Origin of the sequence: Psychrobacillus sp. MER TA 171 (genome assembly GCF_023713305.1) — a bacterium.
Lineage (GTDB): Bacteria > Bacillota > Bacilli > Bacillales_A > Planococcaceae > Psychrobacillus.
In genome coordinates this window covers 13,641-33,073 of record NZ_JAMAWN010000032.1, presented here as the reverse complement: position 1 = coordinate 33,073, position 19,433 = coordinate 13,641, and the positions used below count along the sequence as shown (strand labels likewise).

Annotated in this window: 16 protein-coding genes, 1 rRNA gene and 2 riboswitches; of the genes, 2 read left to right on the top strand and 15 right to left on the bottom strand. The window is 38.0% G+C overall.

Annotated elements, in window-relative coordinates; genetic code table 11:
• From M3627_RS19115 to M3627_RS19080, 8 genes are all read right to left on the bottom strand, one after another.
• Positions 1–73 (bottom strand): 16S ribosomal RNA (locus M3627_RS19115); the annotation flags it as partial.
• A 364-nt stretch (positions 74–437) separates the two neighbouring features.
• Entirely contained in the window at positions 438–956 is a 519-nt protein-coding gene (locus tag M3627_RS19110; protein ID WP_353056482.1) for a GNAT family N-acetyltransferase, read from the bottom strand.
• A 124-nt stretch (positions 957–1,080) separates the two neighbouring features.
• Positions 1,081–2,412 carry an NCS2 family permease gene (locus tag M3627_RS19105; protein WP_251557059.1) on the bottom strand — a complete coding sequence of 444 codons (1,332 nt, stop codon included), beginning with the start codon at positions 2,410–2,412 and terminating at the stop codon, positions 1,081–1,083.
• Positions 2,413–2,499: 87 nt separating this feature from the next.
• Positions 2,500–2,601: riboswitch (purine riboswitch) on the bottom strand.
• Between the two features lie 265 nt (positions 2,602–2,866).
• Entirely contained in the window at positions 2,867–3,016 is a 150-nt protein-coding gene (locus tag M3627_RS19100) for a hypothetical protein (protein ID WP_251557058.1), read from the bottom strand.
• A gap of 335 nt (positions 3,017–3,351) precedes the next feature.
• The gene (gene guaA, locus M3627_RS19095; protein WP_285841748.1) at positions 3,352–4,905 is read right to left on the bottom strand and encodes a glutamine-hydrolyzing GMP synthase; all 1,554 of its coding nucleotides are present in this window, start codon (positions 4,903–4,905) and stop codon (positions 3,352–3,354) included.
• Positions 4,906–5,045: 140 nt separating this feature from the next.
• A riboswitch (purine riboswitch) is annotated at positions 5,046–5,147 on the bottom strand.
• A gap of 35 nt (positions 5,148–5,182) precedes the next feature.
• Positions 5,183–7,381, bottom strand: a complete 2,199-nt coding sequence (locus tag M3627_RS19090) for a transglutaminase-like domain-containing protein (RefSeq protein WP_251557057.1) — start codon at positions 7,379–7,381, stop codon at positions 5,183–5,185.
• The gene (locus M3627_RS19085; RefSeq protein ID WP_251557056.1) at positions 7,378–8,334 is read right to left on the bottom strand and encodes a DUF58 domain-containing protein; all 957 of its coding nucleotides are present in this window, start codon (positions 8,332–8,334) and stop codon (positions 7,378–7,380) included. The genes M3627_RS19090 and M3627_RS19085 overlap by 4 nt, the downstream gene beginning before the upstream one ends.
• 245 nt (positions 8,335–8,579) lie before the next feature.
• Positions 8,580–9,530 (bottom strand): AAA family ATPase, encoded by a 951-nt coding sequence (locus M3627_RS19080; protein ID WP_169360495.1) that lies wholly within the window; start codon positions 9,528–9,530, stop codon positions 8,580–8,582.
• Between the two features lie 276 nt (positions 9,531–9,806).
• On the opposite strand from M3627_RS19080, the gene M3627_RS19075 reads away from it, so the two are divergent.
• Positions 9,807–10,319, top strand: a complete 513-nt coding sequence (locus tag M3627_RS19075; protein WP_251557054.1) for a hypothetical protein — start codon at positions 9,807–9,809, stop codon at positions 10,317–10,319.
• A 73-nt stretch (positions 10,320–10,392) separates the two neighbouring features.
• On the opposite strand, the gene nadE is transcribed toward M3627_RS19075, so the two are convergent.
• The 6 genes from nadE to M3627_RS19045 form a co-directional block, all read right to left on the bottom strand.
• On the bottom strand, positions 10,393–11,223 hold the full coding sequence (nadE, locus tag M3627_RS19070) for an ammonia-dependent NAD(+) synthetase (RefSeq protein ID WP_251557052.1): 831 nt from the start codon (positions 11,221–11,223) through the stop codon (positions 10,393–10,395).
• A 1-nt stretch (position 11,224) separates the two neighbouring features.
• Complete coding sequence (locus M3627_RS19065; protein ID WP_251557050.1) at positions 11,225–12,706, bottom strand: nicotinate phosphoribosyltransferase; 1,482 nt, start codon at positions 12,704–12,706, stop codon at positions 11,225–11,227.
• 115 nt (positions 12,707–12,821) lie between these two features.
• Positions 12,822–14,540: an outer membrane protein assembly factor BamB family protein gene (locus M3627_RS19060; RefSeq protein ID WP_251557049.1), complete on the bottom strand. Its 1,719-nt coding sequence runs from the start codon at positions 14,538–14,540 to the stop codon at positions 12,822–12,824.
• Positions 14,471–15,004, bottom strand: a complete 534-nt coding sequence (locus M3627_RS19055; RefSeq protein WP_251557047.1) for a PQQ-binding-like beta-propeller repeat protein — start codon at positions 15,002–15,004, stop codon at positions 14,471–14,473. Before M3627_RS19055 ends, M3627_RS19060 begins: the two co-directional genes overlap by 70 nt.
• A gap of 267 nt (positions 15,005–15,271) precedes the next feature.
• Positions 15,272–16,552, bottom strand: a complete 1,281-nt coding sequence (locus M3627_RS19050) for an aminotransferase class I/II-fold pyridoxal phosphate-dependent enzyme (RefSeq protein ID WP_251557046.1) — start codon at positions 16,550–16,552, stop codon at positions 15,272–15,274.
• Positions 16,553–16,654: 102 nt separating this feature from the next.
• On the bottom strand, positions 16,655–17,419 hold the full coding sequence (locus M3627_RS19045) for an exodeoxyribonuclease III (protein WP_169360500.1): 765 nt from the start codon (positions 17,417–17,419) through the stop codon (positions 16,655–16,657).
• A gap of 253 nt (positions 17,420–17,672) precedes the next feature.
• Between M3627_RS19045 and M3627_RS19040 the strand changes: the two genes are divergently transcribed.
• Positions 17,673–18,461 (top strand): SDR family oxidoreductase, encoded by a 789-nt coding sequence (locus M3627_RS19040; RefSeq protein WP_169360501.1) that lies wholly within the window; start codon positions 17,673–17,675, stop codon positions 18,459–18,461.
• 213 nt (positions 18,462–18,674) lie between these two features.
• On the opposite strand, the gene M3627_RS19035 is transcribed toward M3627_RS19040, so the two are convergent.
• Positions 18,675–19,325: an HAD family hydrolase gene (locus M3627_RS19035; RefSeq protein ID WP_251557044.1), complete on the bottom strand. Its 651-nt coding sequence runs from the start codon at positions 19,323–19,325 to the stop codon at positions 18,675–18,677.
• Between the last annotated feature and the right edge of the window lie 108 nt (positions 19,326–19,433).

The following is a 19,433-nucleotide window of genomic DNA, read 5'->3' as shown; positions in this document are numbered from 1 at the left end:
TCATCCGCTCGACTTGCATGTATTAGGCACGCCGCCAGCGTTCGTCCTGAGCCAGGATCAAACTCTCCATAATAGAGAACTTAAAAAGCTCATTTTGTTTTGCTGGCATCATCATTAAATGATGTCATAAAATTGTTTTGCGTCAATCAAGCCGAAGCTTGTTGATGCTGTATGTCTTAACGTTTTGCATGTTCAGTTTTCAATGTTCATTGCGTCGTTTGTTTTGACGACTTTATTATCTTATCAAATCTGATTATCAATGTCAACAACTTTTTAAAATTTGTTTTTCGAAATCAGAAGTAAAAGTAACAACTTGATTACTATACCACCCTTTTAAACTATTCGTCAACACTATTTTTAATAAAATACACTCAAAAATAATAACAATTTATTCTGATAAGTCTATTATAACTTTATAGACTTATATACTATGCGTCCTATTTAACAGCTAAGGGTGAAATATCGTCCCAAACGTATACCAACTCATTTAGGTGTACTCCTCCTATTTCTACTATTATACTATCGACCTTCTTTGCACCAAGCTTTTCATAAAAGTATTTTGAAGGGTTGTCTTCTAGAACTAGCACTAACATAGTAAAGACCCCCTGGTTCGTTAACTCTTTTACCATAGGTTCGATTAATAACTTACCGATACCTATTCCCTGATATTCTTTTAAAATGTAGATCGCATAAATTTCCCCATTATAATTAGAATAGTTCCCGCTCCGTTCCTTCCCGCCAGAAACAAAGCCCACGATTTGATTGTTTTCAGCTTCAGCTACATAAACTCCCCCGTTCGGAATAGCAGAAAACCAGTAATCCGCTCTCTTTTCAAAAGACAGGTTATTTAAAAAGTCCTCCGGTACAATATTGATATAAGTAGTCTTCCAGCTTTCCACATGAACTTTGGCAATTCCTTTTGCATCTGAGGGTACTGCTTTTCTTATATGTATCACTCTCAACTTCCTCCAAACTTAAAGTGAGTTTCTTCTATTAGAGTATATTTCTATCTCTATAATCTATATCCCTCTTAAAAACCAAAAAAAGAGAGGCATGAGCCCCTCTTTATATCATTCTATTCTATAAGAATATGAAATAGCCTACAAATACTACCCACATGCCATACATGATTGGATGAATTTCTTTTATGCGACCTGCAACGATCATAGTAATTGGATAGAAGATAAATCCAATAGCGATACCAGTTGCTATAGAATAGGTTAACGGCATTGCTATAATTACAAAGAAGGCTGGTACTGCAATCTCAAAACGTTTCCAGTCTATTTGACCAATAGAAGAAACCATTAGTACCCCAACAATAATTAATGCTGGTGCTGTTACATAAGAAGTAATGACATCTAACAGTGGGAAAAAGAATAAAGAAAGTAAGAACAGAACCCCTGTTACGACTGAGGCGAACCCAGTTCTTGCTCCCGCAGCTACACCAGCTGTTGACTCTACATAAGAAGTAGTAGTGGATGTTCCGGAAACAGCTCCCGCTACTGTAGCAATAGAATCCGCTAATAATGCTTTACCAGCACGAGGTAATTTTTCACCCTTCATTAATCCTGCCTGATTTGCCACTGAGATTAAAGTACCTGCAGTATCAAAGAAATCTACGAACAAGAATGTTAACACAACAATTAAGAATTGAGCTGTCAGTAGTGCAGCTGGGTCTTCAAAAAATACGTCAAATGCAGCACCGAAAGTTGGAGCCATTGAAGGGACACTGCCTACTACGCTATCAGGGATTGGTACTAAGCTTAATATCATCCCTACGATTGCAGTAATTAACATACCGTAGAAAATACCACCTTTAACTCCTTTAACCATCATAATTACAGTAATCACAAGTCCAAAGATAGTTAATAAAATGTTAGGGTCTGTTAAATCACCTAAGCCAGCTACTGTATTTGGATTGGAAACGATAATCTTAGAGTTTTGTAGGCCGACAAATGTGATAAATAAACCGATACCTGCTCCTACTGCGTATTTCAACTCAGATGGTATAGCATTAATAATCGTTTCTCTTATTCCCGAGAGAGATAAGCAGATAAAGATGAGACCAGAGAACAGGACGCCTGTTAAAGCGATTTGCCATGGAATTTCGAACTCAAGTACAACTGTGTAAGCAAAGAATGCATTTAATCCCATACCTGGTGCAAGTGCAATTGGGTATCTTGCCAGTACACCCATTAATATAGATCCGATCGCTGCAGCAATAGCTGTTGCAGTAAACACAGATCCTTTATCCATGTACATAAACTCTGGTAACCCTTCGATTGTTTCAAGTGATAAAGTCATCGGGTTAACCACTAAGATATAAGCCATTGCCAAGAATGTTGTCAAACCACCTATAATCTCACGGCGATAGTTTGTTCCTAATTCCTCAAAACGAAAATACTTTTTCATAAGTTCCTCCATTTTTTATCGCGACAACGAAAAAAAGTATACTACCATTTCTGGTCGTATACCTCTACTATCCCCAATAAGTGATTATAAATGAGCATCACTCATCGTAGTCGGATCATTTACGGTGATCCGGTAGAGACTTTTGGGCCTTATTCCCAACGTTATACGACGACATAATTAAATTATGTAGTAAATATAACATCGAATTATGACGAAATCAATAGAAAAACCGAACATTTTTTTCATTAACCAAATAATAGTTCGTTTTCTGCTAAAAGGTAAAGCAATTTTTGAAGGAAAATAGACCTATTCTATTACAAATAAAAAACTTGAAAACCAATAAATCAGTTTCCAAGCTCTTCACTAGTTGTTATTTAACGTCATTACCGGGCCTATTCATCCCTTTAAAAAACTTATTCAAGATAGACATGGTCTTCCTATGTTTACATTCTTATTATTTATCTGTTTGTTTTTGCTTGTTCTTCAAATACTCTGTACGTATTTTTTCAAGTTGCTGCTTTTTATCAAATTTAGCTGGCTTTTGTTTTTCATGATACTTTGCCACGGCCGCCTTACCTTTTGTATCCAATTGATATTTTCCCATTTGTTCACCTACTTTTCTTAATCCCTATAGAGAATCTGTTCAACAAATATAATATTTATCTTACTGAAGTTAACCTTATACTTTATATTCCCCGCTAACGTTCCATATATCAGTAAAAACATTAAAAACTTAGTATAACAGTTCATCGCCAAAAGGTATTCATATACTTACCTTTACAATCTTAAATAAGATTATTCAATTAAACATCATTTTTCAACTATTTTAACCAAATAAAAATCCCCTTTTAGTTATCTGTTATCAATAACTAAAAGAGGATTTAATATTTGAGATATGTTAATCACAAGGTATGACTGTGTTTATAATTAAATACAGTCCTATTCCCACTCAATCGTAGCTGGTGGTTTACTCGTAATGTCATACAGCACGCGATTGATGTGTTGCACTTCATTTACTAATCGAACAGATACCTTTTCTAGAACGTCCCATGGGATACGTGCCCAGTCAGATGTCATACCGTCGATAGAGGTAACTGCACGGATACCAATTGCGTAATCGTAAGTTCTTGCGTCACCCATTACACCAACGCTGCGGATATCAGGAAGTACAGTGAAGTATTGCCAGATATCGCGGTCTAAGCCTGCCTTAGCTATTTCTTCGCGTAGGATTGCATCCGATTCACGTACGATTGCTAGTTTTTCTTCTGTTACTTCTCCTAGAACTCGGATAGCTAGTCCAGGACCAGGGAATGGTTGGCGCCATACGATTTCATCAGCTAAGCCTAGCTCTGAGCCTAATGCACGAACCTCATCTTTGAATAAAGTTTTCAAAGGCTCAATTAATTTGAACTGCATGTCCTCTGGAAGTCCACCAACGTTATGATGAGATTTGATTGTTTGAGCAGTAGCTGTTCCACTTTCAATGATATCTGTGTACAGTGTTCCTTGCGCAAGGAAATCCATACCTTCTAATTTAGACGCTTCATCATCGAACACATAAATAAATTCATTACCAATAATTTTACGTTTTTTCTCTGGATCAGAAACTCCAGCTAATTTATTCATAAAACGCTCACGCGCATCAATTTTTATAACATTCATATTGAAGCCCTCAGAGAAGGTTTTCATTACACCTTCCGCTTCATCCTTACGAAGTAGATTATGGTCTACGAACATACAAGTAAGCTGGTCACCAATTGCTTTATGGATAAGGACTGCAACTACTGAGGAATCTACTCCTCCACTTAGCGCACATAGAACTTTCTTGTCCCCAACTGTTTCACGAATTTTTTCGATTTCCATTTCAATGAAACTTTCCATTGACCAATCGCCTTTTGCCTTACAAACGTCAAATACGAATTGGCGAAGTAGCTCTAGACCGTAAATAGAGTGACGTACTTCTGGGTGGAATTGTACCGCATATAAGCCTTTTTCAACATTTGCCATTGCAGCAACATCACAAGATGGGCTTGTCGCAATCACATCAAAGCCTTCTGGTGCAGCAGTTACATGATCTCCGTGACTCATCCAAACTACATGCTTAGAAGGAAGGTCGCCAAATAATGCTGTCGGATTCTTAATGTCAATCTCTGCTCTACCGTATTCTCTTGAAAAAGCCTTTTCTACTTTTCCGCCAAATTGATAAGCCATTAACTGCATACCATAGCAAATTCCTAGAATAGGTATATTCAAATCATAGATTGCCTCATCGATATGAAAAGCATTCGTATCATATACAGAGTTAGGTCCACCTGAAAAAATGATACCAGTGGCGTTCATTTTTTTAATATCCTCGGCAGTTACAGTATGGGGATGTAATTCACTATACACTCCAAACTCACGAATCCGACGAGTGATTAACTGATTGTACTGACTGCCGAAATCTAGAACGACAATTTTTTCTTGTTCTTTCAACAATGGAGTTGAAGACATATGCATTCCACCTCTTCTATATATATTTATCCCAATCCGTTAAACCCAATACGTATTAAAAAAACGCGTGCGAAAGTTCCTCTTTCTACGCGTTTTTGCTTTCTACATTAAAAGGTGAATGCAGATGTCCTTAAAAAAGACATGACTGCATTCACCTTCATAGTCAAGTTATTAACGGTAACTTGGTAGAAACATCCGAACCATATTATCGGACATATACGAGGGCAACTTGGTCAAATTTAATTTGACTTCAGTTTACAGGTTGTTGAGGGTAAAATCAACCGCTTATACGATTGATTAAATATTCCCAACTTTCTCTAATCGACGCATAATTAAGTTCCGTTTTATTGTTCCCATAAAAGCCCTGTTGATACACCTTGGTTAGATCAGTCATATGGTTGGTACCGATATCCTTGTCCACTTTTTTAGCAAAGTCCAATAAGGTTTGTCCTTGCTCTCTTCGCATCCCATGGAGACTTAGCTGCTGTAGAAGCTGATGGTACATTTTCTCGAAAGAGTTCCAATCATTTTTACGCATTCTACCTACTGGTATTAATACCTTAGGTAACCACTTTCCGCGACGGCTATAAGCAAACAGGCTTATGATTCCAAGAATTATAAGACCCCAAATGATAGCTGCCTTTCTTTCCGTCATCCATTCTAAAGTATCTTGAAGGAAGGTCGTTAAGCTAAAGGAAACATCATCATCTTTTTTTCCTGTTGTAGCTTGCTCCTCTTGTTTCTCCTCCTGCTGTTCTGGAGTCTGAGGTTCATCAGTCTGTGACTCTATATCGTATATAACATTGGCACTTGAGGAAAAGCCAATTGTCGGCTCAAATGTTATCCACCCTACGTTTGGAAAATAAGCCTCTACCCACGAGTGTGCATTATTATTCGTAACCTCATAAACACTTCCAAGACCTTCTACATTCGCTCGTTCTCCAGGAGCAAACCCTTTAACCCATCGTGCGGGGATATCAAGGGAGCGTAGAAGGACGACCATTGAAGTTGAAAAGTTATCACAGTAGCCTACCTTCGTTTCAAATAAAAACTGATCTACATAGTCTGTGTCGCCCCTTGGAACCGCAGCCATCGTTTGATTGTAGCTAAAGTTATTCCCTCTGAAATAGCGTTCAATATTAAGCGCCTTATCATAGAGACTTATCCGATCTTCCGTAATGCTGACGGCAAGCTCTTTTACTCTCTCAGGTAGTGTGTCAGGCAGCTGTAAATATCGCTGCAATTCAGCAGGCACCAAACTTAAATCTTCTACAGAGGTTTCCCGCATCGCTTTAAGACTATAACTAGGCTCACTAAATGTCACATTGTAATCCCATAGAACAGAATTACTGCTATTAAGAACAGAAATTTTTTGGGTTAGTGGATTACTTGTAAACAAAGCTTCTTCATTCGTTTGTATGCTTTTCATACCATAAGGCTGAAGAATTAATGGAAATTCTTGCGCCAACATTATATTAGCTTCCTCCGTATATTCTTCTGCTCCGGGTGGGAAATCCGTTTCAAATAGTTCTCCACTCCCAAAGCTTAGTAAAGGTGTCTCTTCCTCGGATTGTACCCAACCTTTAGAGGTATAAGTATCTTTGGTTTCAACCTTCCAGTATTGCGGGGTATCAGTCTTTGCCCAAAAAACAGGCGTATCATCACTTTGGAAAGCTCCTCCTAATTGCTCATCGTTTTCTCCGTAGCCAACCCTCTTCACACCATTTACACTAGCTCCATTCCCTTCACGCTCATCTACTTCAAGTGTAGAGGTAGTAAAAAAAGGGACAGGATCGGGCCATATCGGACCTGCTTTTGGCATTGCATATGCCGTTATACCACTGATCATAACTAATACGATTAAACTAGTAATAGAAGCTGTGACAAAGGTTCCTCTAATAGAGACTTGATTTTCTTTTATTAATTTTTGTATATAGAGTAATCCCATAATGATAAACCCAGAAATTAATGTAATGACTATAGAATTCTTAGCATTGTAAGGACTGAATGTATCCAAAATAGTGATAAATAAAACGGTCAGTATGAAAAACAATAAAATTGTCTTTCTAATGGTGATCCAATAGTTTAGTAAATAGGTAGTCATCCAAAGTAGAGCAAAAAACAAAAAGGTCCGAAACGGATCCGTTATTGCTCCCCATTCCTGGCTAAAAATAGAGACAAAGTTGTGTTGAAGTGATTCACTTAAATAATTCAATGAATCTCTAGATAAAAAAGAATAATCCGTGTAGATATGAACAATGGTCCAACTGATAAACACTAGCTTGATCGGTATAGTAACCTTCCAGTTAAGCTTTATAAAGTAAAAAAAGAAGGATACAGACAGATATATGACAAACAATGATAAGTGGTCGGTATTAGTCAATTCCATAACTGGCTTCAACCATTCTACTATTAAAAAACAGGTGAACGTATAAATTAGGAAGGAAATGATTCCTTGCAGGTAGTTATCTTTCATGAACGATTCACCTCCATAAACGCTTGGGCAAAACGGTCCTTTGTAATATTATGAGCGTCTACCCCTCTACTTTTCGCGTATTGGTAAAGTGCAGTTTCATTTTTATTTGGTTTCTCGTTTTTGTTTTTTACGACAAAGCACCTACATAAACGTAAGTTTCCTGCGTTACGGTTTATCCCATCAATCCACTCATGTGTTAGCTCACTTGTTATATATAATAACGAAGTTGCTTGAGCTAATGCTGGCTCCTGAGATATGACTTGTTCAATAGGCTTGTTTAAATCAGGTTGCACTTTTGTTAAATGATATAAGACTTGATGTAGCTGGGTCTCATTCTCTACATTTGGCAAGAAGAAACGATCTTCTCCAAGAGATAAAAATGCACTGCTGGCTTGATGGCGAACAATGGCCTGCATAATAGAGGCAGATAAATCTACGACGTCCTCAAACATAGGAGTCAACGTTCGATCGATTAAGATGAACAAATCTTGAGATTGACGATCTTCAAATTCCTTAGTTTTAAGAGTTTGGGTACGGGCAAATGACTTCCAATGTATCCAAGAAACTCGATCACCAGGCTGATAGGAACGTACCCCTGTCGCCATAGTCGTATCCTTCATCACTTGAATTCTTGATGCAGCTGCTCCCTGATCATACCTAGTTTCCATTGGAATATAAATCATATCTGTTAGATTCGGAAAGACTAGTAAGGTTTTTGGATTCGAAATAAAAATACTTTTTTTCATCCATCCAAACAGATCGCTCACTTCAATTGTTGTCCCCTCTAATACATGCTCACCGCGTGGCATATGTTCTATTTCATACGTCCAGGTAAACTCTTTTTTTATTCCCCAAAAGACAAGCTGTCTTCTTGACCCTGTATGCCTAAGAGAAGGTCCGACCCTTTCCTCAAACCACACAAACAACAGAGGAAAACGATTATTTCTTGTCACCCTGACCGTGGCAGAAAATCTTCCCCCGCTATACACTTTTCGTGTTTCAATTATCCTCTCTGCTTCTATCTTAGAGAGTGGGTAAAAAAACAGTAGAATTGAGTATATAGAGAGAGGAACAATGAGGTAAAAAAGAAACCAACTGACGAAGCCCCCCTGAAACATTGCATACACAAATGCCACCACCAAGAGAAGAAGGATACCAATAAAACCTTTATACTTCTTTAATCCTTCTGTCCGCTCAATCATCCGTGTACCTTCCTCTTGATAGGGACAGGAGTTCGTTTAACAATACGGGAAAGTACTTCCTCAGAAGAAATACCATCATACCTTGCCTCAGGACGAAGAATAACACGGTGCCCAAAAACAAATGGCAATAAATATTGAATATCATCTGGAATCACGTAATCTCTTCCCTGTAGTAAGGCATAGGCCTGAGAGGCACGCATCAACGCAATGGATGCTCGAGGGCTCACTCCAAGATAAACATAAGTATCTACTCGTGTTCTATTAGCTAAATCCACAATATATCCCTTCATTGTCAAATCTACGCTAACATTTTTTACTTGTTTCTGGAGGTGAATAAGCTCTTCAAGAGAAACTACTGGCTGGAGGCTATCAATAGGAGATGCATGCTCTAATCTATTTAACACTTCAATCTCTTCATGTTGATTAGGGTAGCCCATTTTTAATCTCAACAAAAATCTGTCTAGCTGAGCCTCAGGTAAAGGATATGTACCCTCATGCTCAATTGGATTTTGGGTAGCCATAACAAAAAATGGCTTTGGAAGCGGCATCGTAATGCCGTCAATTGTAACGGAAGCTTCTTCCATTCCTTCTAGTAATGCTGATTGTGTTTTCGGGGACGTACGGTTGATCTCGTCTGCTAACACAATGTTCCCAAGAATAGGTCCTGGTCGAAACTCAAATTCCATTTCTTTGGGGTTATATATGGAGACTCCTAATACGTCGGATGGTAATAAGTCAGGAGTAAATTGAATTCTTTTAAAATCGGCCCCGATAGATTTAGCGAGCGCACGAACCATCATGGTTTTTCCCACTCCAGGAACATCCTCGAGCAAAACATGTCCATCTGCCAAAAGAGATACAACTGCTAATTCTGCAATGTCTTTCTTCCCTATCATTACTTTTTCTATATTAGAAATAATTGCTTCTATCTGTAATTTTTCATTCATCTGTTTTCCCCCAAAATTATCATTAAATGATTAGTTAGAAAATTTTTATAATACAGTATAAGCATAACCAAAAAAGGAAGATAAAACAATTTAAATTATTTTTTCTATTGTATTAAAAGCGCTTTACTAAACCAAAAAGAAACTAGGGAAAACTCTACTCAAAATACATAGTTGAGCAAAGTTCCCGATGCTTTCCATTTAGATTATAAGGGTGTATTACTTACTTTGTTTGAATTTTTGTTATAATCCTCATAAGGAGAGAGTAGGCGTTGGATAATGAAGAAAACTAATATACCTCTTAGTCTTGTTATATTTTTGGGGTTAATACTTACAATACTTGTAACTTTATTCATAATATTACCCATATATTTATTGTTCTTTTTAGATGGATCACCAGATGAATATAAAAAATATGATAAAGGAGTTACTATAGAGGTAAATAATTTTAGTGATCAAAATCTACCCGATCTTCAATTTTCATATAGCGGGAATCAGACTGATTTTATAGAGTTAGGAACCATAAAAAGTCTCGATCCTGGAAAAACGGGTAAAATTACTGGTAGCAGTAAAGAAATGAAAACAAATGATATAAGCGTATATTTACACTACTACATTGAAGATAGCGAACAAAAAGAAGATAGTATTCTTTATTTTTATACAAGACAACCTCCAAAAGCTGTCGCTATTTTAAACATCTATGAAGTAGATTCAAAAGGATATTTAAAATATGAGTTGTCTGGTTATAATGGCTGGTCGAAATTTGGGCCAGAGGAAAGAAGTGAAAAATAAACGCAAAAAGAGAAATTCCACAGTGCAATTTCTCTTTTTGCGTAAACTTAAACTAATTATGTCTCAGACACTATTATTTTTTCCAAAAGTCATCAAAAATGGTTATTGGCAGCTGTCGTTTGTGTTCAGAACGATCATAGAAGCCAACGATTTTCTCTTCTATTTCTGGAGATACATTCTTACCTTCTAGGTAATCATCAATATCATCGTAGCTCACTCCAAGTGCAACCTCATCCGGTAGAGCTGGACGATTTTCCTCTAGGTCGGCTGTCGGAACTTTAGTGTAGAGATGCTGTGGTGCACCGAGATGCTTTAGCAATTGCTTCCCTTGTCTTTTATTGAGACGGAAAATTGGGGTTAAGTCTACTCCACCATCACCATATTTAGTATAAAAACCAGTGACCGCTTCGGCCGCATGATCTGTACCTAGCACTACACCGTTATATGTTGCAGCTATAGAATACTGAGCCTTCATACGTTCTCTCGCTTTTTCATTTCCTTTTGCAAAATCACTAAGGGTTATGCCTGCTTCCTTCAACGCACGGTCACTTGCGTCTACGGCTTCCTTAATATTAATGGTTACACGTTTGCTTGGCTGAATAAAGTTCAGTGCATCCTGACGATCAGATTCATCAAATTGCACCCCGTATGGTAAACTAACCGCGATAAATGAATACGTACCTGCTCCCATTTCGTCATTCAACTCATCCACTGCCATTTGGGCAAGCTTACCCACTAAAGTGGAGTCTTGGCCACCTGAAATACCTAAAACCATACTTTTTAAAAATGGATGCTTCTTTAAATAGTCTTTCATAAAATCGATACTTATACGAGCTTCCTCTTTTGGATCAATCTCCGGCTTTACTTTTAAGGCTTCGATAATTTCTCTTTGTTTGTCAGACATCTTAAATCCCTCCATTGTTTGAAATAAGATTTTGCTCCATTTCCTTCACTTCTTGAATGTTACGCATTTTATTGTCCCAGCACTTCTGGCTTAAATCAACAGGATATTCCTCTGGATTAAGAGAACGCTTATATTCCTCCCAAAGCAAATCCAAATTATCATGAGCATAATTCCGAATTTCCGCAAGATCTGGGTTATTATAAATTACTGTCCCGTTTTCGATTACCTTTACATGTAAATCCTTAGCCTCAAAGTTCGTGACAAATTTTGAAACGAAGGTATGGACAGGGTGGAACATTTTTAGACGTTCCTCATGAGCAGGGTCTTCATCATGCATAGCAATGTAATCACCCTCAGCCTTACCGTTTTCCTTATCTATAATACGGAAGAGCTTTTTCTGCCCAGGAGTAGTAACTTTTTCAGTAGTAGAGGAGATTTTGATAGTATCCTCCATTACCCCTGCTTCATTTTCAATAGATACAATTTTATATACAGCACCAAGTGCAGGCTGGTCATATCCTGTAATCAGCTTAGTGCCAATCCCCCAGCTGTCTACCTTTGCTCCCTGAGCCTTTAAGTTCAAAATAGTATACTCGTCTAAATCATTAGAAACGATTATTTTAGCATTTGGAAACCCTGCTGCATCTAGCATTTTTCTAGCTTCCTTCGATAAGAACGAGATATCTCCTGAATCTAAGCGAATACCTATGAAATTTATCTTATCCCCTAGCTCTTTAGCTACTTTAATAGCAGTTGGCACACCTGTTTTCAAGGTATTATATGTATCTACGAGGAAAACACAATCCTTGTGTCTTTTTGCATATGAGTGAAAGGCATCATACTCACTTTTATATGCTTGCACCATGGAATGTGCATGTGTTCCAGAGACAGGGATACCAAACATTTTGCCAGCGCGAACATTACTAGTCGCCTCAATCCCTCCGATAAAGGCTGCACGAGTTCCCCAAATTGCAGCATCCATTTCTTGAGCACGTCGAGAGCCAAATTCCATTGCCACTTCGTCTTTGACCACCTGTTTAATACGAGATCCCTTAGTAGCAATTAACGTTTGATAATTCACGATGTTAAGCAAAGCGGTCTCTACTAATTGTGCTTCTGCTAGAGTAGATTCCACTCGAATAATTGGCTCATTAGGAAATACTAATTCCCCTTCTTTCATCGAATAAACATCACCAGTAAAACGAACCGTTTTTAAGTAATCTATAAAATCATCACGATACCCTAGTCCATTTTGCAAGTACTCTAAATCGCTTTCCGAAAAATGAAAATCTCTTAAGTAATCCAGACATCTTTCTAGACCAGCAAAAATGCCATAACCATTCCCAAAAGGAAGCTTTCGGAAAAATAATTCAAACACTGCTTTTCTCTCATGCATATTATCAGCCCAGTAGGCCTCCACCATATTTATCTGATATAAATCAGTATGTAATGCTAAACTGTCATCGGCATAAATTTTTTTCATGATGATCTCCTTCTAATAACTATTGAACTTAGTATACACTATTTACCCTTTCGCATGGAAAATTAACCACAACAAAGCCAGCCCCCTCACAGGACTGGCTAAACTGCCTATCTTATTATTTACCTAAAGGAGAGATGGCCGTCAAGACATAATCCGCAACTGCATCTATTTCCTCTTGGGTTAATGTCTCATTAAACGAAGGCATAGTAGTTCCTCCATTAGTTATTCGATCTATTACGTTTTCTCTGTTTTCTGCAAATTTACTATCTTGAAGATTTGGCCCATTGTGTCCATTGGCACCTTGATCTCCATGACAAGCTATGCAGCTGTTTGTATAAACAGAAAGACCAAAGTCAGAACTAACGGTTGCTCCTTCCGTTTCTTCATTCACACTTACCTTTTCTTTAACAGAGCCATCAATCACTTGCCCTTCAGGTAAGCTACCTCCAAGCTTGAAGGTATATATTTTATCTCCATGCTTCGATCCCGCTAAAGCATTGCCTGCCGCATAAATAGAAATATACTGCTCTCCGTCTATTTCATATGTGATAGAAGGAGCATTGGCCCCCGCATCCATCATATACTCCCATAATTGGTTACCTGTTTTTGCATCAAAGGCTATCAGCCTTCCATCGTTGTGACCTACAAAAACTAGATTCCCTTTAGTTGTTAATACTCCACTGTATGCTTGTGCATCCCAATTTTGCTGCCAAACTATTTTATTTGTTTTCACATCTAATGCAGTTACTGTACCTCTTACAGGTGCATTAGAAACTGGCTGCATTATGCTTCCTATATACATAGAACCCTCTTCGAACGCTTCATCTTCTTGTCTTGCAAAGGAAAAATAATTATCATTCCCTAGCACATAGAACAACTCAGTATCCGGATTATATGCAGAAGGTGGCCAATTTGCTCCGCCTGCTGGACCCGGCTTAAGTGTGATTGGCTCCTCCCAGAAAGGAGTAAATATGTCTCCTATTTGCCCTTCAAATGTATCTCCTAAATCCTTATCAACGTCATCCTGGAAAACTCCTTGAGGTACGAATGCATCCCCAACCGGGAAAGGTTGGGTAGGAGAGGTTTTTTGTTCTGCCAATTGTGGAACGGGCTTTTCTTCAATACCAATAAGCGGTGTCCCGTCGGTTCGATCTAAGAAATACACCCAGCCAGTTTTCCCTGCCTGCCCAAGTCCCTTTCTCATCACACCATCTTTTTCTACGTCAAACAAAACAACAGGATTGGCTGGATCCATATCCCATATATCATGATGCACCTCTTGGAAGTGCCAAACATAGTCTCCATTTTCTGCATTAACAGCAACAACCGAGTTAGCATATAAATTATCACCCTCTCGGTTGCTTCCATCTAAGTCAGGTGCTGTATTGCCAGTAGCAAAGTAAATATATCCAAGCTCAGGATCTACAGCTGGAGTATTCCAAACAGGTCCTCCGCCAGTCAACCAAGAATCATTGTCTGGCCAAGTATCGCCATTTATATCACCTGGACCTGGTATGGTATAGAATCTCCATACTTCGTATCCTAAATCCGCATCATACGCCATTACGCGACCACGAATTCCATATTCACCTCCTGCCACTCCGGTGTAGACCTTACCATTATAATAAAGAGGGGCACTAGTGACGGTATAGCCTTCCTCCCATTCTGCAACCTTTGTCTCCCATTGCAATTCTCCCGTTTTTTGATCCAAAGCGATAAGACGTGCATCTAGTAGACCTGCATATACTTTCCCATCTCCTACAGCTAGACCTCGCGTTGTCCAACCACAGCATACAGTATCCATCTCTTGGCTAATATCCGGCTCGTAGCCCATATCAATTCACCAGTTTTGGCATCTAAAGCAAATATATCATTAGCACCGGTTGCCACATACATAATTCCATCCACGACTAATGGAGTTGCCTCTCCTGAATACTTAGGCTCTGCTCCAGAACCTAAACTAGTTACCCAGGTTGGCTTTAAATCTCCAATGTTCTCTGATGTAATTTGATCGAGTACCGAATATCTCCTATTATAGTAATCTCCACCGTGAGTCACCCATTCTTTAGAAGAGTATTCGACTTTAACATTAGGATTTGAAGGACTCGGAGTCGTCTTTCCTTCTACCTGTGGCTCTTCTTTTTCAATCTCCGTAACTGTGTCAACTTTCTCTGGCTCTCCAGACCGTTCTTCCTTGTCTTTGTCAGCAATAAGGTACAAACCAAACAAAACAACCATAGCAATACAACTACCTATAAATATTTGAAATATGACCGATGACTCTCTTCTTCTCCGCATTTCAATCCCCCCTTCTTTCTTTCGAACCACTAAAGAAAATAGATTTAATACTCTATAAAATATGCGTACCAATTGGTATTAATTCTCTCGGACAGAAATACAATCACATATTTAATAAATATAAGTAATAGAACGGCCGATAAGTTTCCTATCCTATTCAAATCTCTCTATAAGATAAAATATGCTATCTCTAAGTTTAATTGCTAAACTCCTTAATACCGCAAAAAACTACCTAAGTTTTTCTTAGGTAGTTTTAACAGGTCAAAATTATTTAGTTAGATCTTGGCAGCCCTTATAGATTAGGTTAAATAGCTCTTCAATATCCTCTTCTTCTACACAAGAGAAGGCTACACGAATATCAGTTGTATTACTAGCAATAACACCAACACCATATTGATCTAGTAAATGTAAACGAAGCGTTTCTGCATCTAAATCATGAAGTTTTAAGCACATGAAGTAGCCAGAGTTAAATGGATAGTATGTCCAGTAAGCATCAAATCTTGCATCTGCAAGTACTTCTTTTGTTTTAGTTGCTCTTCCTAGCATAATATTGAACTTCTCTTGTTTTTCCTTTTGGAAGTCATCTGATTTAAGCGACTCTAAAATCAGCGTTTGGGAAATATGGGAACCACTTGAGATGGTACCTCGAATAATACCCTTTGTCTTTTGCTCTAGTGCGTCTAATACGTCTGGAGTAGCAGCATAGGTGATAAAACCAACCCGGAGACCCCAAACGTAATTTTCTTTCGTTGCTCCATCTACTTTAATAGGTAATATATTAGAATGGGCACCCGCTAGTAGGGCAAATAGTGATTCCTTCATAGAATCCTCATAAAAAAGACCGAAATAGGCATCATCTAATACCACTACTATATCTAAACCGCCATCAGCCGCTTCCTTCAAGGCCTCGACAATTGCTTCTCCTTCTTGAACAGATGGAGTAAAGCCAGTAGGATTGTTAGGAAAGTTTAATAATACAATAGCTTTTCCTGTCTGCTTTAAAAGTGTAGCTCGGAAGCCTTCTACGTCAAAGCCGCCATTTTCATTAAATAGAGGGAAAGTTTCCACCTTTCCTCCTCTTCTTATTTGAAAGACTGTATTGTAATTACCCCAGTATTGATCGGGGGTAATTACTACATCACCAGGATTCATAAATAAATCGGCAACAATACTTAGTCCATGAGTTAATGCATTAGTAACAATCGGTAATCCAAAGTTTTTCCCTTGTAAAGAGGGGTTGTCGATCAGTAGTTTTTCCTTCCAAGCAGAACGAAGTGCCTCCTTCCCTTGGGGTGGAGCATATGGATAAATGTCGCTAGGACTATAATCTAATTTATCTTGAATATGACGAAAATGCATAGGCTCTCCATTTTCAATAGCAATCCCAATAGTAGCATTAAAGCGATGTGCTTTTTTTCCAGCTTCTGCACTTTGACTTAATATTCCTTTTGGATAGTATAGATTTTTGCCTAAATCGGATAACATATTAAAAATTGCAGGATTTTCTTTTTGCATTTTCTCATTTAATTGGATAGCTAAACCATTCATCTATTGGTACCTCCAGAATTTTTCTATTTTAAACACATTGTACTCTATTTTATTAAGGGATAGTATCCTTTCCCTTAATATATTGAATATTTTATAAGCTATTCATGACATTTCGTCCTTTATTTCTAATAAAATGGGACAATGATCGCTACCTAACACATCTGCGTCAATCGAAGCACTGATCAGTCGGGGGATTAACCTTTCGGATGCTATAAAATAATCAATGCGCCAGCCGATATTGCGCTCCCTCACCTTACTCATGTATGACCACCACGTGTACGCGCCCTCTTGGTCTGGATGGAAGTATCGGTAGGTATCGACAAACCCTTCTGCCAATAACGAGGTCATCTTCCCTCTTTCCTCTGTCGTAAATCCTGAATTACCTTTATTGGACTTAGCATTTTTCAAATCTATTTCAGCGTGAGCCACGTTTAAATCTCCACACATGAGTACAGGCTTTATAGTATCTAACTGCGTTAAATATGTACGCATGTCGTCTTCCCACTCTAATCGATAAGCAAGTCTTGTTAAATCACGTTTGGCATTTGGAGTGTAAACATTCACTAAATAGAAATCCTCGAACTCCATTGTAATAATGCGTCCTTCATCTTCGGTTTCTAAGTCTCCTACTCCATATTTAACTGAAATAGGTTTAATCTTTGTAAAGATAGCAGTTCCCGAGTACCCTTTTTTCAATGCATAGTTCCAATACTGCTCATAACCATCTAAAGCAAGTGAGATTTGACCTTCTTGCAGCTTGGTTTCCTGAAGGCATACAACATCAGCATCTACCTTCTGAAAGTAATCTAAAAATCCTTTATTTACACAGGCTCTCAGCCCATTGACATTCCACGAAACGAACTTCACTTTAGTACCTCCTAAATAAGAAAGCGCTTAAATACATAATGAGAGGTAGCTGAGACATCTATTATAAAGAGCTTCACACATACGACTCAAAAACTAAGCACACTATATAACTCTTTTATTATAGAGGGAAACTAAAAGGTCTGTAAATTAACAAGGAAACCAATGTATAGTAAGCCATTTTCGTGGCAACCTAACTTGTACTATTTAATAGCATGCGAGATATAGTAAAGACTAACAAATGGAGGAACTGTTTATGACTAAACGTTTTAATGAAAAGGTAATTATTATAACTGGAGCTGGTTCAGGTCTAGGACAGGTCACTGCCATAACCTTGGCGAAGGATGGAGCTAAACTGACACTGGTAGATTTAAATAGCAATGGCCTAGAGGAAACTAAAAGTCGTATCCTAGAAGTGGCACCAAATACTGAATTACTCCTAGTTACAGCAAACGTTGCAGAAGAGGCAGCAGTTAAAAACTATGTGGATGAAACAGTTAACAAGTTTGGACGTATAGATGGATTTTTCAACAATGCTGGAATAGAGGGCAAGCAAAACCTGACAGAGGATTTCGGTATCGAAGAGTTTCACAAGGTCGTGAATGTTAATCTAAACGGAGTATTTTATGGCTTAAAATATGTACTAGCTGAGATGAAAAAAAATGGAGCTGGTTCTGTAGTAAACACTGCATCTGTCGGCGGTATTCGTGGTGTCGGCAATCAGTCGGGTTACTCTGCTAGTAAACACGGTGTAGTCGGCCTTACTAGAAACTCTGGTATTGAATATGGTCAATTCGGTATTAATATTAATGCAATTGCTCCTGGTGCCATCATGACTCCTATGGTAGAAGCTTCTTTAAAGCAAATTGGTGGAGAAGAAGGCTGGGAAGAGGCTGGAAAAGCATTTGTTTCCGTTAACCCTATGAAACGTTTCGGTAGACCTCAAGAGGTAGCAAACGTTGTTGCATTCTTGTTATCTGATGAATCTAAGTTTGTAAATGCGTGCGTTATCACAATCGATGGTGGACAATCCTATAAATATTAAAAGGAAAGACCGAACGCTACTTAGCAATCGGTCTTTTTACTTTCATCTAAAATCCTTTTACTTCTTAGATGCTTTCATCAACAAATAGATGATTCCTGTTAAAATAGCTACACCAAAAACAACTACTAATAGACTGATCAATAAAGCTACAAAGCTCATTGTCACAACTCCTTTTATATCACCATTTAGAATAGCTTCGCTTAATCTAGTTCTTTAAGCAATTATTTTCTCTAGCTCCTCTATACTATCAACAATGTAAGTAGCACTCGCATGCTCCAACTCTTCAGACGATCCAAATCCATACGTTACCCCTATGGAATCTATGCCCGTTAAATTAGCTCCAATCATATCATGCTTTCTATCTCCAATCATGACAAAACTATCCTTCGTTTTATCCTGAAACTCGTCTAGAACATATTGTATGATTTCTGCCTTAGCTGACCTAGTTCCATCTAATTCACTACCAGCCACTACATCAAAGTAATCTTCAATTTGGAAATACTTTAAAATTTCGATAGCAAATACCGTAGGCTTAGAGGTCGCAACTGCAAGCTTTTTCCCTGCCGCTTTTAACTTTTCCAGCAACGGGATAATACCCTCGTAAAGTTCATTCTCATACATGCCAGTTTCTATAAATCTCTCTCTATAAAAAGCAATGGCTTGGTGGCATTGCTTTTCATTAAAGCCATAATGATCTGCAAAAGAAATCAGTAATGGTGGTCCGATAAAGCACTCTAACTTTTCAAGATCCTTCTCCAAAATCCCCATTTTTTCTAACCCATATTGGATAGAGGTTGTAATTCCTATTTTAGGATCTGACAACGTTCCGTCCAAATCGAATAAGATAATCTCATATTTCCTCATACTTCCCCCTCTTTTCTCTTTTAATTAGCTTACTACCATTATATCTAAATAGTCTTTCTTTTTTTAAAAATAAATGGCTATGTTAAAGGTTAGGGTTGATTTATGATG

What these genes read in the sequence shown, in the direction of transcription:
- guaA (WP_285841748.1), bottom strand. Translation starts at nt 4,905, where the DNA reads ATGTCTTCAACTCCATTGTTGAAAGAACAAGAAAAAATTGTCGTTCTA.
- M3627_RS19060 (WP_251557049.1), bottom strand. Translation starts at nt 14,540, where the DNA reads ATGGGCTACGAGCCGGATATTAGCCAAGAGATGGATACTGTATGCTGT.
- M3627_RS19100 (WP_251557058.1), bottom strand. Translation starts at nt 3,016, where the DNA reads ATGGGAAAATATCAATTGGATACAAAAGGTAAGGCGGCCGTGGCAAAG.
- M3627_RS19080 (WP_169360495.1), bottom strand. Translation starts at nt 9,530, where the DNA reads ATGAATGAAAAATTACAGATAGAAGCAATTATTTCTAATATAGAAAAA.
- M3627_RS19065 (WP_251557050.1), bottom strand. Translation starts at nt 12,706, where the DNA reads ATGAAAAAAATTTATGCCGATGACAGTTTAGCATTACATACTGATTTA.
- M3627_RS19090 (WP_251557057.1), bottom strand. Translation starts at nt 7,381, where the DNA reads ATGAAAGATAACTACCTGCAAGGAATCATTTCCTTCCTAATTTATACG.
- M3627_RS19040 (WP_169360501.1), top strand. Translation starts at nt 17,673, where the DNA reads ATGACTAAACGTTTTAATGAAAAGGTAATTATTATAACTGGAGCTGGT.
- M3627_RS19050 (WP_251557046.1), bottom strand. Translation starts at nt 16,552, where the DNA reads ATGAATGGTTTAGCTATCCAATTAAATGAGAAAATGCAAAAAGAAAAT.
- nadE (WP_251557052.1), bottom strand. Translation starts at nt 11,223, where the DNA reads ATGTCTGACAAACAAAGAGAAATTATCGAAGCCTTAAAAGTAAAGCCG.
- M3627_RS19055 (WP_251557047.1), bottom strand. Translation starts at nt 15,004, where the DNA reads ATGCGGAGAAGAAGAGAGTCATCGGTCATATTTCAAATATTTATAGGT.
- M3627_RS19035 (WP_251557044.1), bottom strand. Translation starts at nt 19,325, where the DNA reads ATGAGGAAATATGAGATTATCTTATTCGATTTGGACGGAACGTTGTCA.
- M3627_RS19075 (WP_251557054.1), top strand. Translation starts at nt 9,807, where the DNA reads ATGAAGAAAACTAATATACCTCTTAGTCTTGTTATATTTTTGGGGTTA.
- M3627_RS19105 (WP_251557059.1), bottom strand. Translation starts at nt 2,412, where the DNA reads ATGAAAAAGTATTTTCGTTTTGAGGAATTAGGAACAAACTATCGCCGT.